Raw genomic sequence first — 15,841 nt, 5'->3', positions numbered from 1 at the left:
AAACTCCTACTATACTCGGAGAATCAAGTGTAATTAACCTAATGCAACAGGAATACTTCCATCAATACCAGCTTGTTCTAATTCGGCTTGAATCATAATAGCACATTCGATGCGTTTCTTCTGTAAACGACAACCAAATTCATAAGGTGTTTCTAGATCGCCACCCAATGTAATGTTGTTAGCATGACAACCACCGGAACAGAAGAATTTCGCCCAACATTCAGCACAAGTTGGTTTGGAGAATACATGTGTATTGCGGAAATCTTTAGGAATTTCTGTATTTTGTAAACCATCATACACATTACCAAGCACGTATCCATCTTTACCTACAAATTGGTGACATGGGTAAATATCGCCATTAGGTACGACTGCCATATATTCATGACCTGCCCCACAACCACGAAGGCGTTTCGCCATACATGGCCCACGATATAAATCCATGCGGAAGTGGAAGAAGTTAAACTTCTCACCCCAGCCTTCTAACTGGCGTTGTAAATAAATATCTGCTAATTTTTCATATTCTTTCTCTAGAGTTGGCCAATCTTCTTCACGAAGCACATAGTCCCCTTCTTCACCGACAACAGGCTCCATGGACAAATGCTCAAAGCCAAGATCAGACATTGCCATAACGTCTTTAGTAAAGTCTAAGTTTTTATGAGTATATGTACCACGTACATAATATTCAAGACCGTGACGTTGTTTTACTGCGTTGATAAGGTTTTTAGCAATATATTTATAAGACTCTGCACCACTACCTGCTACTGGACGCATTGCATTATGTACGGATTCACGACCATCCAAAGACAATACTAAACTCATCTTGTGTTTGTTTACATAGTCGATTTTATCTTGTGTTAAAAGCATACCATTCGTAGTCAATGTAAGTTTAAATATCTTATTGTGTTTTTCTTGAATGGATTCAATGTATTCAACCGTTTGCTTAACAACATCCCAGTTCAACAATGGCTCACCACCGAAAAAGTCAATTTCGCAATGTTGGCGAGGTCCACTCATTTTAATAAGAAAGTCCACAGCTCGTTTTGCTACATCAAAGCTCATCAATTCTCGTTTAACACCGCCGTAATCCCCTTGACTAGCAAAGCAATATTTGCATGCTAAATTACAATCGTGAGCAATATTTAAGCATAATGCCTTAACAATAGGTTTCTCACCTACTACAAGTTTAAACTCTTTACTCATCGGTGCAAATAGTTGCTCCGCTTTGATGAGCTCATCTAACTCGTCCATAATCTCATCTAGTTCTACTGCATCTTCTTTAGCATCTAACGCAGCATGTACAGCATCGCGATTAGTGCCATCATATATGTCAAGAACTCTATCGATGAGTTCGTCGATAACATGGATAATACCGCTATTTACGTCTAAGCAGTAATAGTTATCCTTCATCCGAAACTTATGGATCATTGGTTTTAATTCTAACATGGTACCTCCAATTGATTTGTATGGTAAAAGCTCTAGTATATAGAACTTTCTAGATAATTGTACCACATTTCCACACTAAACGTTATAAAAAGAGTCATAAAGATATACTATACAATGTATGTCTTTAAAACATAAATAAAAAGGCCCGCTAAGCGAGCCTCTTCATTATTTTTGTTTGCAAACTTGGTTACCAACTGTGCAACTTGTTTTACAAGCGGATTGGCAAGATGTTTGACATTCCCCACAACCGCCAGTTTTAGCAGTTTTTTGTAAGGATTCAGTGTTGATAGTACGAATACGTTTAGCCATGATTATCCTCCTCAATACTTATCGAATGATATTTATTTTATCATATTTATAAAAAGCCTGTAAAATACTATTTCGTTATATTTTCGTCTACAACTTCAGCTTATTTGGTTTCTACCACTTCAGTTTCTCCTAATTGATGGTCTGTAACTTTTGCGTCTCGCATAGCTTCACCTTTAGTTTTCTTAGGAGCATCCTTACGCAATACTTTTCGTAAAGCCATTGCCACCGGTGTTACAATTACAGCAGCAAAAACTGCTTCTGGAATACCATGTGTAACAGACAAGAATACAATAGAGCCTAATACTTGATCTGGACTAAGATTCATTTTAAGAGCAAACATATCTGCATAGAGTAAGAAGATTAGTCCCATAACCATGATCGTATGAAATACAGTCCCCATAAAAGCAGAAACAATAATACGTGGACCTTGCGGTGCTTTCCACAATAATAGATATACCAAATATGCTAATACTGGGAAAAGTATACGCGGTAATACGGAAATAATTGGATTAATAAATAGTGGAGATAAAATATTAGGAGCTGTAATATTTTGCCACAAACTATAGCAACCAAAGATAAAGCCTACAAAGGCCCCCACTTTTGGTCCTTCTACAATAGCACCAATTAAAGTTGGTACATGTAAAGTTGTTACATTTAGCGGCCCTAATGGAATAATACCATAACCAGAAAGCCCTAATGCAATAGTGATACCTGCTAGTAGACCAATAATTGTCAATTCTCGAATCGTAATGCCACTTTTCTTCTCTTTTTTGGCCTCTTTACGTTCAACTTGCTTCAGTTTTTCATTGTCGTGGATTGATACAGTTGAGTTATCATCCAATGGACGTTCAATGTTGTTCATAGATCCTCCTTCGCTCTCATTCCTTACGGATATAAGTCGAAACTAGAAATTAAATACGTTCACGGCGTCGTGAAATAATACCACGTTCTACCAATGCACCTATAATCACTGCTCCACCGGTCATACCAGCTTCTAATAAAGTTGGAGTTACAAACACTAGTGGATTACCTTGGTACGTTGGAAAAACGGTGGGAACTAAAGATAAAATAAATTCTGGAATATAACCACCATACAAGATATGAGCGTTCATAGCAAGCCATATGCCTGCAGTAATAATGATACGCAACAAACGTACACCCTTATATGCTAAATCTCTTGGATACAAATAGAATACAAAGACCAATAAAGAAACTAATAATAATACAAGTTCAGCAAATAATATATTTACATTCATGGATGATGCATACATAAAATATACCATCGGATCTTGTAAATCTATATATAGGATTGAGCCAATATACAAGAACGGAATCGGTATAGTATAGGCAATTATATCTAATGCTTCATCAATCATACCCCATCGATAAGTACGATTGAAAAACTTCGTAGCTAATAAACCACATAACTCAATGAGAACTTGAACGATAAAATACACCACAAATAAAAGTAATACTTTTGCTAATCCATTATCTACATTAAAGCTAAATGGTGTATGAAGAAACGAAAATACCGTCCACCAAGCCCAACTATAAGCATGATACCCCATGCTTAGCGGTAAATCATCGTTAAACTTGGCATTCTTTAGTCGTCGCACCATAATTGGTATGACTAGCGACAAAACTGGAAACACTAAAATGGATAATGATAATGCCCCACTTAATGAAAGTACTGTTGTAATAGCACTTACAAAAAGTGAACAAATTAACGTAAATAGCCAAAAACTTTTATTCATTACAGCCTCCCACTAATCGAGTTAAGCCATAAGCTATAAGCAAGCTAAATGTGACACTTAAATACATAGCTAATAAAAAGGCTATATCACGACCTACTGTTGGCCATCCCCACAACATGGATAAATCAACACCTAAAAAAATACCTTTATAGCTGATACCATGAACGACAACCCAACTCACTACATAAGCAATGCGACTTATAGATTTACCATCATCAAAGGTACTGCTTTTAAATGATAAATAGGCCCAAGGCATACATAAGGATAACAATAAATACCATACTAGTGCTACGGTCGCACTCGATCCATTATGAATCATATATGCAATAATGGGGATTACCACAATAAATAGATTCAAATAGAAGGAGCGCTTACAAATATCTATCAAAATGTTCATATAAATCTCCTACAATATGTAATCTCCTTGTATTTTACAATAATCATAGATAAATGTCATCAAAAAAGAAAAACCTCCATACAGGTAAATCAATACCTATATGGAGGTTCTTTGATTAAGCTACTACAGAATCAGCTGTTACATCAATTGTAGGAACAGTTTCCTTTGGTTCATCTTTTTTCAACAATGGGGTCATGCTTTCTAAGCCGATACCCAATGTGAATAGATTATGCAACCATGCTGTTTGGCTTGGCGGCATAATACCGAGTACGCCACCACCTACAAGAGCACCATTAAAACCAACGATGCCATTGTAATTAGCTTTGATACGTTTCATCAATGCAATAGAAATGCGGCGCAAATCTACAAGAGCTTGTAGATTATCAGAAGAAATAGTAACATTAGCAATCTTTTGAGCGATTGGAGCGCCTTCATTCATAGCGATACCAACATGAGCTTCAGAAATTGCCGGGGAGTCATTGATACCGTCCCCTACCATCATAACAGTATAGCCATCAGCTTTAGCTTGTTTTACATAACTTGCTTTATCTTCTGGCAATACTTCTGCATGCACTTCATCAATACCAAGTTCATCAGCTACACGTTGTGCATTACGCTTAGAGTCACCAGTCATCATGACAACCTTTTTAATACCTAATGCATGCAAATCAGCTATAACTTGTTTTGCCTCTTCACGTACAGGGTCTTTAATACAAATAACCGCTGCTAGTGTACCTCCAATAGCGAGGTAAATATGGGAAGATGAATTTGGTAAATTATTGAACTTTTCTTGTTCATCTGCAGGAATCTTTGTTTTTTCATCATCAAAGATGTAGTGAGCACTACCAATGCGTACACGGTAGCGGCCAACTTTAGATGCAATACCATGAGCTACAACGTATTCTACGTCGGAGTGCATTTCCTTGTGAGGCAAGGAATGATCCTTAGCAGCACGTACAATTGCTTTTGCCATGGAATGAGGGAAATGTTCCTCAATACATGCAGCTAATTTTAACATTTCATCTGCATCAAGACCATTAAATGGAATGATTTGTTCAAACTCAGGTTCTGCTTTTGTAAGAGTACCTGTTTTATCGAATACAATCATATCTGCTTGTGCAATTTGTTCTAAGAATTTACCACCTTTAACAGTGATACCGCGTTTAGATGCTTCTTGCATAGCGGAAAGTACTGCTAATGGAATGGATAATTTAAGAGCACAAGAGAAGTCAACCATAACGAAAGACAATGCTTTCATCACATTTCGAGTCAACAAGTATGTTAAACCAGCGCCAATGAAGCTAATTGGAACTAATTTATCTGCCATGCGGTATGCTTGTTGTTCCATACCGGATTTCATTTGTTCAGATTCTTCGATTAGGTTAACGATTTTTTCGTAACGAGATGATTTAGATGTACTACGTACTTCTACAATAGCTTTACCGTCTTCAACAACAGTACCAGCATATACAGAAGTATCTTTATCACGACGAACTGCTTCTGGTTCACCAGTCATGGAGCTTTCATTTACAAGAACAACACCATCGATTACAGTGCCATCCAAAGGAATAACTTCGCCTTGGCGAATAATGATTTTATCACCTGCCACAACCTCGTTAACAGGTTTGCTTACCTCAATATCATCCACCAATACCCATACTTTATCTACGTTCAAGGACATGCTTTGAGCAAGATTCAATACGGATTTACGGTGAGTCCATTCTTCTAAGATATCACCAATACCCAATAGGTACATAACGGCTCCAGCTGTAGGATAATCTTTTTGAAGTAATGCAGCACCAATAGCTACACCATCAAGTACTTCTACAGTTAACTTACGTTGCCACAATGTTTTAATCGCTTTACCGATAAATTTAATCCCATCAAACCATGCCCATGCTGCCACAATTGGTGCAGGTAACACTGCTTTTTTACCTAAGTAAACTGCTGTGCGGTTAATCATCATTTCACGGTATTTTTTATTTACCAAGCGTGGAGAGTATTCGTTCAAAGCTGGTGCTTCGGACAAATCTAAATCGCGTAGACCAAGTACTGCATCACGCACAGCATCAGAATCACCATTATGTTTAATGGCGATTTGACTGCTACGAGTGTAGAAGGTTACATCTACAATTGCATCATTAAGGAGCAATGTATCCTCTACATAAGCAGCTTCTGCTTCTGTAAAGCGATGCCCAGACACCTTAACGTGTAAGCGATTTCTGAGTTTTCGTACAACAGAAAATTGTAACATAGTTAAATCCTCAATTATTTGTTTTCTTCAAAGATTTCTTCGTTGCGTGCTTCGTTGATTTCTTGAGCTTCTGCCAATACATCAGATGCGGATGCTTGTACTTTTTCAGCTGTTTCTAATACAGTTTCTTTAGCGCGAAGACCAGCTGCTACGATACCAGCATATACTTTTTTAGCGTCTTTAGAAGTTAACACTTTAAGACCTACAGTACCTAATGCAAGACCTGCTGCGAATAAATTAGCGTTTTTAAGATTGTTTTGGTTGAAGTTGAACATGATAATATCCCTTTCTACTAAATATATAAAAATTTACTTACTATATTTTGAAAAGAGGAGCCTATTATAGAGACCCCTCATTCAAATTCAGAATTCGTATTAGCTTACTTAGCGGTACGTTTAATGCCTAAAGCCTTATTGGAACCATCACAGCTGCAGCTACCACCACAACCAGAAGATTTCTTTGAGCTAGAATCAGAGTCGCCGCCACCACAGCCGCAACCACCTTTTCCAGACACTTGCTTATAAATTTTAGTACTGATATAAGCTAACGCTAATACAACTATGAGTCCTATAACAAGATTATCCATTATTATGCCTCTTTCTCAATATCTACTAAATTACAATATGTGTCTTAGTGATAAACAAGATAAAAGCAATATCTAAAGGATATTTCCCTTTTCTCATTATCATTTAACCACGAATATTGATAATTATCAAGTATTATTTTTAAATTACCTATAACAAAATCGCATTTTTTTTATTCATTTTTGTTTAAAGAATCTAAAAGTGGCTAAACACACCTATTTAGCGACTCTAGATTAGAAACCTAATGCGCGACCTATGTTATAGAAGATGAAACATGCAATCCATGCAAATGCATTTTCATAGAAGAACATGAACAACATCCATTTCCAAGAACCAGTTTCACGTTTGATAACTGCTAAAGCTGCGATACATGGAGGGTAAATCAAGATGAATAGCATTAATGTTAATGCAATCAATGGTGTAAAGTGTGGATCATTTTGTAAGTAATCAGTCAATGCTTGAGGATGATCTGTATCGCCACCTACTGCATAGATAGTACCCAATGTAGATACAACAACTTCTTTAGCCGCTAAACCAGCTACGAGAGATACACCCATTTTCCAGTCAAAGCCCAATGGTTCTAGCACTGGGTTGATAGCTTTACCAAAGGATGCTGCATAGGATTGTTCAAGTTTTTCAGAAGCTTGTTCTTTATCAAGTTTGTCATTTTCAGCATCTAAGTTAGCACTGTTTTTGTACATTGCCCATGCTGCTGGGAACAAGTCTTTATTTTCATCTTTAATATCATTGAATAATTCAGGTGCTTCAGAATCATCTTCTACTTCGATTTCAGGAGCAGCTTCTTGAGCAGCTTCTGCTTGTGCAGTGGCATCTTGTACAGTAGATTTCATATTATCTACAATTTCATTTACTTGATCTTTTTGTTCATCTGTAGTGATACCAAAATGAGCCAAAGTTTCAGCATCTTTCATTTCATATGTTTGAGCTACTTGATCATGCAATGCATCATAATCTTTGGAGTATTCTACATCCATTGGATATGTTGTGATGAACCATACGAGGATGGAAGCAGCAAGGATGAAAGTACCTGCTTTTTTAAGGTACATAATACCACGTTCAAACATATGAGTTAATGTAGCTTTTAAAGTTGGTAAATGATATGGAGGCAATTCCATTACGAATGGTTCTGCTTCGCCAGCAAATAAATATTTGCGGAAAATTTTAGCAAATACGATACCAAATACAATACCTAATGCATACACACCAAATACTACAGTACCAGCCCATTCAGGAGGGAAAAATGCTGCTGCAAACAAAGTATAAACAGGTAAGCGTGCAGAACAACTCATGAATGGAGTAATTAAGATTGTTACCATACGATCTTTGTAGTTATCAAGGATACGTGCACCCATTACGGATGGTACGGAACAACCAAAACCTAATAATAAAGGAATAAACGATTTACCATGTAAACCACAAGCGCGCATTACACGGTCAATAACGAAGGCAGCACGTGCCATATACCCTGTATCTTCCAAGAAAGAGATACCAAGGAATAATAATAGAATTAATGGTACGAAGGATAATACAGCACCTACACCGGCGATGATACCGTCAGAAATAAGTGATTGTAACTGACCTTCTGGAATAACTGTTACAACCCATGCTTGTAATGCAGTAAAGCCATCTTCAATCCAACCTTGAGGAATAGCCCCTACAGTATTTACGAAGTTAAATAGTAACCACATTACAACCATAAAAATTGGCAAACCAAGAATACGGTGAGTTAAAATTTTATCATAACGGTCAGAACGCGTTTCTAATTGTGTAGGAGCCTGTGTTAAGCATTTATTATATACTTCTACTGCGAAGCGGTGACGATATTCTTGGAATACTACATCAAGATCGACTTGATCTTTAATTTCTTCACGAATAGCTTCAGCCTTTTGAATAACAGCTTCCGTATTATCAAAGCGCATAACCTTGCCAATAACGTCCGCATCTTTTTCAAGTAATTTAATAGCAATCCAACGAAGTGGATATGTAACAGTGCCAGCTTGTTTTAGTTCTTCTACAAGCTCACTAATTTTGCCTTCTAACAAATCACCATAATTAATTGTTACACCAGGAGCTTTTTGAGAAGCAGCTACACTAATTGTTGCTTCTAACAAGTCTTTTGTACCAATGTTTGTACGACCTACTGTGCTAACAATTGTAGCCCCTGTCATTTCTGCCATTTTTTTTAGGTCGTATTTGATGCCCATTTCTTCAGCAACGTCAGCCATGTTTAGAGCAATAACCATTGGCTTTTCAAGTTCCAATAATTGTGCAGCTAAATATAAGTTACGTTCCAAGTTAGATGCATCAAGAACATTAACAATTACATCTGGGTTATCATTTACGATAACATTACGCGCTACTAACTCATCCAAGGAACGTGCAGTTAAGCTATATGTACCTGGTAAGTCAATAAACAATAACTCATGGCCATCAAATTTCGTATGGCCTTCTTTTTTCTCTACTGTAACACCTGGATAGTTACCCACGTGTTGCTTCGCCCCTGTGATATTATTAAACATTGTAGTTTTACCACAGTTTGGGTTACCTGCTAAGGCAATGCGAATTTGCCCATTTTCTGCCATGTGAACCTCCTATTGAACATCTACATCAATCATGCCAGCTTCGCTTGTACGAAGTGCTAATTCAAAGTTTTTTACTTTGATCTCCACCGGATCACCCAAAGGGGCAAACTTCATAACATGGATTTTTGTACCATGTACGAGACCCATGTCGATTAGACGATGCTTAACATTGCCACTGCCATGTAGTGCAACAATAAGACCAGACTCACCTGGCTTCATGTCTTTCAACTTTTTGATAGCCATACGACACCTCCTAATTATTGTACCTAACAACCTCATATTAACCACACAAAATAATAATGCGTATTAATATCTTAAATTATTATATCAAATCAAGCATTAATTTCAACAATTATTATCATTATTATGGTTTATTTTTATCTCATATCTATATTTTATTATCATATTTAATATGAGATTATTTATATGATTATCTAATAAAATACTGAATACTAGCTGAATTTTAATATTTCATGGCTATATATTTAGATACAGTAATCAATAAACACTACAAAGATTATCATTTACAAATGCTTACACATTCTCAATTAACACTTTATAAATAGTTTAAATGTAGTTATTTTAATGTTTTCATTTCTCATTTCACTTAATTATATCAATATTTTTCTATATATTATCAAAAAAATATATTCGAAAGTACTATAATATTTTTTTGAGTCTAGAATATATTAAGACTATAAATCTTCCAAGTTCAATTCATTTGCCCCTAGTATGTGCATACTGTATAATTAATATAATATGTATTATAGAAAGGACAATCCATGAAATCTTTTAAATCTTTAGGTGTTTGTGATGAGCTCATCATAGCCCTACAAAAACAAGGTATCAAGGAGCCCACGCCAATTCAAGAACAATCCATTCCTGTCGTCTTTAAAGGGAATGATGTCATAGCAAAAGCTCAAACAGGCACGGGGAAGACACTAGCCTTCTTACTGCCAATTTTACAACGTGTACATACTGATGTTCATCAAGAACAAGTGCTTATCATTGCACCTACACGGGAACTAATTAAACAAATTTCCGACGAAGCGAAGGAACTAGGTTCTATTTTAAATGTAGATATCCTCCCTCTCATCGGTGGTAAAACTATTGAAGCCCAACTACAGCAACTGGGACGTCGTCCTCAAGTTATTCTAGGTACACCTGGTCGATTATTAGATCACGCAAAACGCGGTTCCCTACATTTAGATTGTATTCGCCGTGTTGTACTAGACGAAGCAGACCAAATGTTGCATATGGGTTTCTTACCAGATATTGAAAATCTCATTAGCCAAACAGACGCTAATAGGCAACTGTTGCTATTCTCTGCAACAATTCCAGATAAAATCCGAAATCTCGCAAAGGCATACATGTCTAAACCTATTTCTGTAACAGCAGAAGGCAAACATATCACGCTCGAATCAATTGATCAACGAGTGTATATGATGAATCCTGAAGAAAAAACACAACGTCTCATCAAAATGATTGAAGATGACAATCCATTCTTAGCTATTGTATTCTGTAATAAACGGGAAGATGCCATTCGTTTATCCTACGAGTTAACCGCAGCAGGGCTTAATATTGCAGAAATGCACGGTGACTTGACACAAGGTCGTCGCACACAAATTCTACGAGACTTTGCAAAAGCGAAAACACAAATCTTAGTAGCTACCGATATTGCGGCTCGCGGTATCGACATTGAAGGTATCACACATGTATATAATTACGACGTACCTCGCGATGTAGATTACTATATCCATCGAATTGGACGTACAGGTCGTGCTGGTAACTCAGGTATTGCTGTAACATTTGCAACTCCACAGGATGAGGCTTGGTTAAGACGTATTGAACGAGCTATTCAAGCTACGCTTACCAAATATACAAAAGATGGTCAGATTAAGACTAAGGGCAACGCCAGTACTGCGCCAAAACGCACAAAATCAGCTAGTAAACCTAAGGTTACAAGCACTTACCAATCCACTAAGGCGAAAGCTCACAAAGCACGAGGCCACAAAGGCTCCAATACACGCCAACGCCGCGCTTCTACGTCTCAGACTGGGCGTCGTGGCAAACGCAGATAAAATTCAGCTTAATATCCTAAACTAAATGAAGAAATTTTTCTTCTACAAAAGCAGTTTTAAACAAAAAAGACGCGTACAGCTTAGCTGTGCGCGTCTTTTTATTATTACAATAAAAACAATCATTTCTAAATTTCTAAGTAATGTTAGATTTGTTAACATAAATACTCGGTACCCCGTCTACATCAGAACATTGGGTCTTACATTGAGATCGATTACTACAAATCCAGTTCGTTCGACCTCTCACCTCTTGTTTCACAAAGTAACCTACTTTACATCTAGGACATTTATATTGTTTATCTCCATCAGATACTTCAATATTATCTTCAATACTAGAAACATTCTCTTCTACTGGCTGAGTATGTTTACAAGTAGGATAATTTGTACAGCCTAAAAAGGCACCAAATTTACCATTTCGCTGTTGCAAACGGCCCTTTTTACACTTAGGACATACAGGCAATGAAGACAAGTCTACGCTTTCATTATCCATAGGGCGTTTACGATTTTGGCTCGTTATAGTTCGAACCACATTTGGCATCATTTGATCAGAGTTTATTACTTTATCAAAACCAAGTTTATCAATTAATAATTGTAAAAACTTAATTTGATCCGCTAAGAAGGAATCTAACGTATCCGCTCCTTCGCTCATAAGTGCTAAGCGTTCTTCCCAAACAGCTGTTTCATCAGGATAAAGAAGTTCTTCTGGCAGAGCGTCTACTAAGAGATAGCCCGTTTCCGTCGGAGATAAGACTTGCTTCTTCCCAGACGTTTTCATAAAGCCTCGACTGATAAGCTCATCAATTATGTTTGCCCGAGTTGCTTCTGTACCAATACCAGAAACGGCCTTTAATTGTTTTTTTAAGTCTTCATTTTTTACGAACTTATGAATTTCTTTCATCGCTTGTAGCAATGTGGACGGTGTAAATCGAGATGGTGGCTTGGTTTGCTTCGCCTCTACAGAAGAATCCGTATATAAAACAGTGTCGTTCTTTTTAACCGCCGGCAAGTGATCCGTTTCTTCAACAACCTCTTTTTTAGGGTCTGATTCAGCTCCACGCTCATCGGTTAGATCAGGTTCGTCATTGTCCGTCGTAGATTTAGACTTTTGCCGCTTATAAAGTAATTTCCAACCTTCTTCGATAACTACACGACCATTAGCTACAAACTCTTCTTTACACTGCTCTACTACAATTTTAGTTTGCTCGTAAATATGCTCCCCATAAAATTGAGCAATATAAGCTTGACTGATGAGGAAGTAAATATTTCGTTCCTCATGGGATAAGCTATTTATATTACAAGCCACCGTTGTAGGAATAATAGCATGATGGGCGGTAATTTTCTTTTCATTCCAAGCACGGCTCTTAATAGAGCGATCTGCATCGGTAGCCCACTGTGCTAATCGCTCATCACCTGTATTTTGTAGATTGTTTAGGATTGCATTACGGTCACCATATTGATTTGGTGGTAAATATTCACAATCAGAACGCGGATAAGTAGTTAATTTCTTTTCATATAATTTCTGCGCTGTATCAAGTACAGTTTGTGGATCATAAGAAAAGGCTTTACCTGCCAGTACCTGTAAGGATGACAGGGATAACGGTAAACGCTGTACATCTTTCTTTTTGGATTTAGTAACAGCTTTAATAACACCATCAGGTCCACTTTGCAATTGTTCAACTAATGAATCAGCTATAGCCTTATTAATAAGACGACCATCAGGATCTAATCCTTTTTGCTCATCTGTCGGCTGCCAAGTGGCCCAAAACACCCCATTCGGATGATTATATAAAACCTTTACAGTAAAATAGTCTACCGGCTTAAAGGCTTCTAATTCACGTTCTCTACGAACAACTAACGCCAAGGTAGGGGTTTTAACACGACCAATTGGCAATGTTACCTTATTGCCTTTATAGCGTTCAGATAATGTATATGCCCGAGATAAATTCATCCCAATGAGCCAGTCTGCCCGCGCTCTTGCCAATGCAGATTGATATAGATTGTGAAAGTCCTTGTTATCTCTCAAATCATCAAGAGCGGAACGAATGGATTTTTCATCGAGGGCATTTAATAGAATACGCTGTACTGGTTTTGTATTACCTACATAGTACAAAACTTCGTCAACTAAAAGTTGCCCTTCTCGATCCGGGTCACCTGCGTTGACAATGATATCAGCCTTACCGATAAGATCTTTTACAATTTCAAACTGTTGACGGCTGCTATCTGTGACAAGCAATTTCCACTCATCTGGCACGATAGGCAAATCTTGAGGACGCCAACGGATATATTTATCATCGTAATCTCCAGGCTCAGCCTGATGCAATACATGACCTACAACCCAGGTCACCACATCATCACCTTGGATAAAATAACCATTCCGCTTTTGGATATTCTTATTTTCTGGTAAGCATTTACTGATTTCGCGAGCCATGGATGGCTTTTCTGCAATAAATAACCGCATGGTTCCCCTCCTTAACCTGAAGATAACGGCCAACCCCAAGCCGTTCTATGAAATCTCATTATACTACAATTTAGTGGTCATAACTAGAAAAATCATGTATAATTTTTACGATATATAGACTGTGAAAGTAGAACCTAAAGATTTATCTGCTTTCACAACATATTAATAGAGGTGAATCATGACATTTTTAGAAGAGGTACAACGTCGTCGTACGTTTGCTATCATATCTCACCCGGATGCGGGTAAAACAACACTAACGGAAAAATTACTATTATATGGTGGTGCTATTCACTTAGCCGGATCCGTAAAGTCACGTAAAACTGCAAAACACGCCGTATCAGACTGGATGGAGATCGAGAAACAACGTGGTATCTCTGTAACAAGTTCCGTGTTGCAATTTGACTACGATGGTTGTCGCGTAAACATCCTTGATACCCCTGGTCATCAAGACTTCTCTGAAGATACATACCGTACATTGATGGCTGCTGACAGTGCTGTCATGCTTATCGACGTAGCAAAAGGCGTCGAAGCCCAAACAAAGAAACTATTTGCCGTATCAAAAGAGCGCGGTATTCCTATCTTTACATTTGTAAACAAAATTGACCATTTCGGTCGTAGCCCATTCGATCTAATGGAAGAAATCGAAAATGTTCTGGGCATTCGTACATGTCCTATGAACTGGCCTATCGGTATTAATGGCGAATACAAAGGCGTCTACGACAGAGAACACGAAACTATCGAGCTCTTTGCAAAAGACGAAACTCATGGTCAAGAAAAGTTAGCTTCCGAAAAAGGTTCATTAACAGATCCTCGTATGAAAGAGTTATTAGGTGACGATGTATACCAAGCATTACTCGACGATATTGAGTTGCTCGACGTTGCTGGCGATCCATTCGATTTTGATAAGGTTCGTGCTGGTGAATTAACACCTATGTTCTTTGGTTCTGCTATGACGAACTTCGGGGTAAAACCATTCTTAGAAAAATTCTTGGAACTAGCTCCATCCCCCGCTCCACGACAAGCGATAGAGGAAATAGTGCAACCTACTAGTGAAGACTTCTCTGCTCTGGTATTTAAAATCCAAGCTAATATGGACCCTAATCATCATGACCGTATCGTATTTATGCGTATCTGCTCTGGTAAATTCGAAAAAGGTATGTCTGTATTACATCGCCAATCTAATAAAACAATCCGCCTATCTCAGCCTCAACAATTTTTGGCTACGGAACGTACCATCGTAGAAGATGCATACCCTGGCGATATTATCGGTGTCTTTGATGCCGGTACTATGGGCGTAGGAGATACGCTTTGTGCACAAAAACACAAAGTAACTTTCGGTGACTTCCCTGTATTCCCACCGGAATTCTTTGCCCGCGTATCCCCAAAAGATACTATGAAACGTAAGCAGTTTCAAAAAGGTATGACTCAATTGGCTCAAGAAGGAGCTGTTCAAATCTTTGAACAACCAGGCGCCCTTGATTCCTTCGTAGTCGGTGCCGTAGGTATGCTTCAATTTGAAGTATTAGAATATCGCCTCAAAAATGAATATGGCGTAGATTTATTAAATCATACTTTGCCATATGGCGTTGCTCGTTGGATTGACGGCGAAATTGATATTGCAGCCTTAAAAGGTATAGATAATGCGATGATTGTAAAAGATAATCGGGATCGCACCGTAGTTCTTATCTCTAACGAATGGCAAATGGGTTGGGTTCAAGAGCGTAATCCGGATGTAACATTCTTAACAACCCCTAAATTACACCATGAGCTATAACTTCTAATTAGCTTATTGCTAGGTATATATATTTTAGTTATATCTTAACATGCATTTATAGAACGAATTTATAGCATTTATAATTTAGAGCCTTACTAAATAACATAAAAATATTAAATTTTAAAACTGGAGTATATTTTATATAATTATAAATATAAAAAATATATTCCAGTTTATTTTTTTATAA

General features: G+C 37.5%; 13 protein-coding genes. 2 read left to right on the top strand and 11 right to left on the bottom strand.

Annotated elements, in window-relative coordinates:
* Positions 1–33 precede the first annotated feature (33 nt).
* The 10 genes from scfB to ACGHIY_RS03170 all read right to left on the bottom strand — a co-directional run bounded on the left by scfB (position 34) and on the right by ACGHIY_RS03170 (position 9,587).
* Positions 34–1,443: a thioether cross-link-forming SCIFF peptide maturase gene (gene scfB / locus ACGHIY_RS03215; RefSeq protein ID WP_302498417.1), complete on the bottom strand. Its 1,410-nt coding sequence runs from the start codon at positions 1,441–1,443 to the stop codon at positions 34–36.
* Between the two features lie 165 nt (positions 1,444–1,608).
* Entirely contained in the window at positions 1,609–1,752 is a 144-nt protein-coding gene (gene scfA / locus ACGHIY_RS03210) for a six-cysteine ranthipeptide SCIFF (RefSeq protein WP_004693318.1), read from the bottom strand.
* Between the two features lie 100 nt (positions 1,753–1,852).
* Positions 1,853–2,614: an ECF transporter S component gene (locus ACGHIY_RS03205; RefSeq protein ID WP_012864151.1), complete on the bottom strand. Its 762-nt coding sequence runs from the start codon at positions 2,612–2,614 to the stop codon at positions 1,853–1,855.
* Positions 2,615–2,663: 49 nt separating this feature from the next.
* Positions 2,664–3,506, bottom strand: a complete 843-nt coding sequence (locus ACGHIY_RS03200) for a hypothetical protein (RefSeq protein ID WP_390525692.1) — start codon at positions 3,504–3,506, stop codon at positions 2,664–2,666.
* The gene (locus ACGHIY_RS03195) at positions 3,499–3,903 is read right to left on the bottom strand and encodes a hypothetical protein (protein ID WP_279008286.1); all 405 of its coding nucleotides are present in this window, start codon (positions 3,901–3,903) and stop codon (positions 3,499–3,501) included. The genes ACGHIY_RS03200 and ACGHIY_RS03195 overlap by 8 nt, the downstream gene beginning before the upstream one ends.
* A gap of 115 nt (positions 3,904–4,018) precedes the next feature.
* On the bottom strand, positions 4,019–6,157 hold the full coding sequence (locus ACGHIY_RS03190) for a heavy metal translocating P-type ATPase (RefSeq protein WP_390525691.1): 2,139 nt from the start codon (positions 6,155–6,157) through the stop codon (positions 4,019–4,021).
* Positions 6,158–6,171: 14 nt separating this feature from the next.
* Positions 6,172–6,432 (bottom strand): DUF6110 family protein, encoded by a 261-nt coding sequence (locus ACGHIY_RS03185; protein WP_005376730.1) that lies wholly within the window; start codon positions 6,430–6,432, stop codon positions 6,172–6,174.
* Positions 6,433–6,536: 104 nt separating this feature from the next.
* Positions 6,537–6,743, bottom strand: a complete 207-nt coding sequence (locus ACGHIY_RS03180; protein WP_390525690.1) for a FeoB-associated Cys-rich membrane protein — start codon at positions 6,741–6,743, stop codon at positions 6,537–6,539.
* A gap of 231 nt (positions 6,744–6,974) precedes the next feature.
* Entirely contained in the window at positions 6,975–9,344 is a 2,370-nt protein-coding gene (feoB, locus tag ACGHIY_RS03175; RefSeq protein WP_155086300.1) for a ferrous iron transport protein B, read from the bottom strand.
* Between the two features lie 9 nt (positions 9,345–9,353).
* Positions 9,354–9,587: a FeoA family protein gene (locus tag ACGHIY_RS03170; protein ID WP_021147945.1), complete on the bottom strand. Its 234-nt coding sequence runs from the start codon at positions 9,585–9,587 to the stop codon at positions 9,354–9,356.
* Positions 9,588–10,126: 539 nt separating this feature from the next.
* On the opposite strand from ACGHIY_RS03170, the gene ACGHIY_RS03165 reads away from it, so the two are divergent.
* Positions 10,127–11,425, top strand: coding sequence for a DEAD/DEAH box helicase (locus ACGHIY_RS03165; RefSeq protein WP_390525689.1), 1,299 nt, complete (start codon positions 10,127–10,129; stop codon positions 11,423–11,425).
* A 133-nt stretch (positions 11,426–11,558) separates the two neighbouring features.
* Here ACGHIY_RS03165 and ACGHIY_RS03160 read toward each other — a convergent pair whose 3' ends face one another.
* Complete coding sequence (locus ACGHIY_RS03160) at positions 11,559–13,880, bottom strand: DNA topoisomerase 3 (RefSeq protein WP_390525688.1); 2,322 nt, start codon at positions 13,878–13,880, stop codon at positions 11,559–11,561.
* Between the two features lie 178 nt (positions 13,881–14,058).
* Between ACGHIY_RS03160 and ACGHIY_RS03155 the strand changes: the two genes are divergently transcribed.
* Positions 14,059–15,654: a peptide chain release factor 3 gene (locus tag ACGHIY_RS03155; RefSeq protein ID WP_287509192.1), complete on the top strand. Its 1,596-nt coding sequence runs from the start codon at positions 14,059–14,061 to the stop codon at positions 15,652–15,654.
* The last annotated feature ends 187 nt before the right edge of the window (positions 15,655–15,841 follow it).

Source organism: Veillonella parvula (assembly GCF_042850485.1).
Lineage (GTDB): Bacteria > Bacillota > Negativicutes > Veillonellales > Veillonellaceae > Veillonella > Veillonella parvula_Q.
Note: the sequence above shows the minus strand (reverse complement) of the source record. Positions and strands in the feature narration are given on the sequence as shown.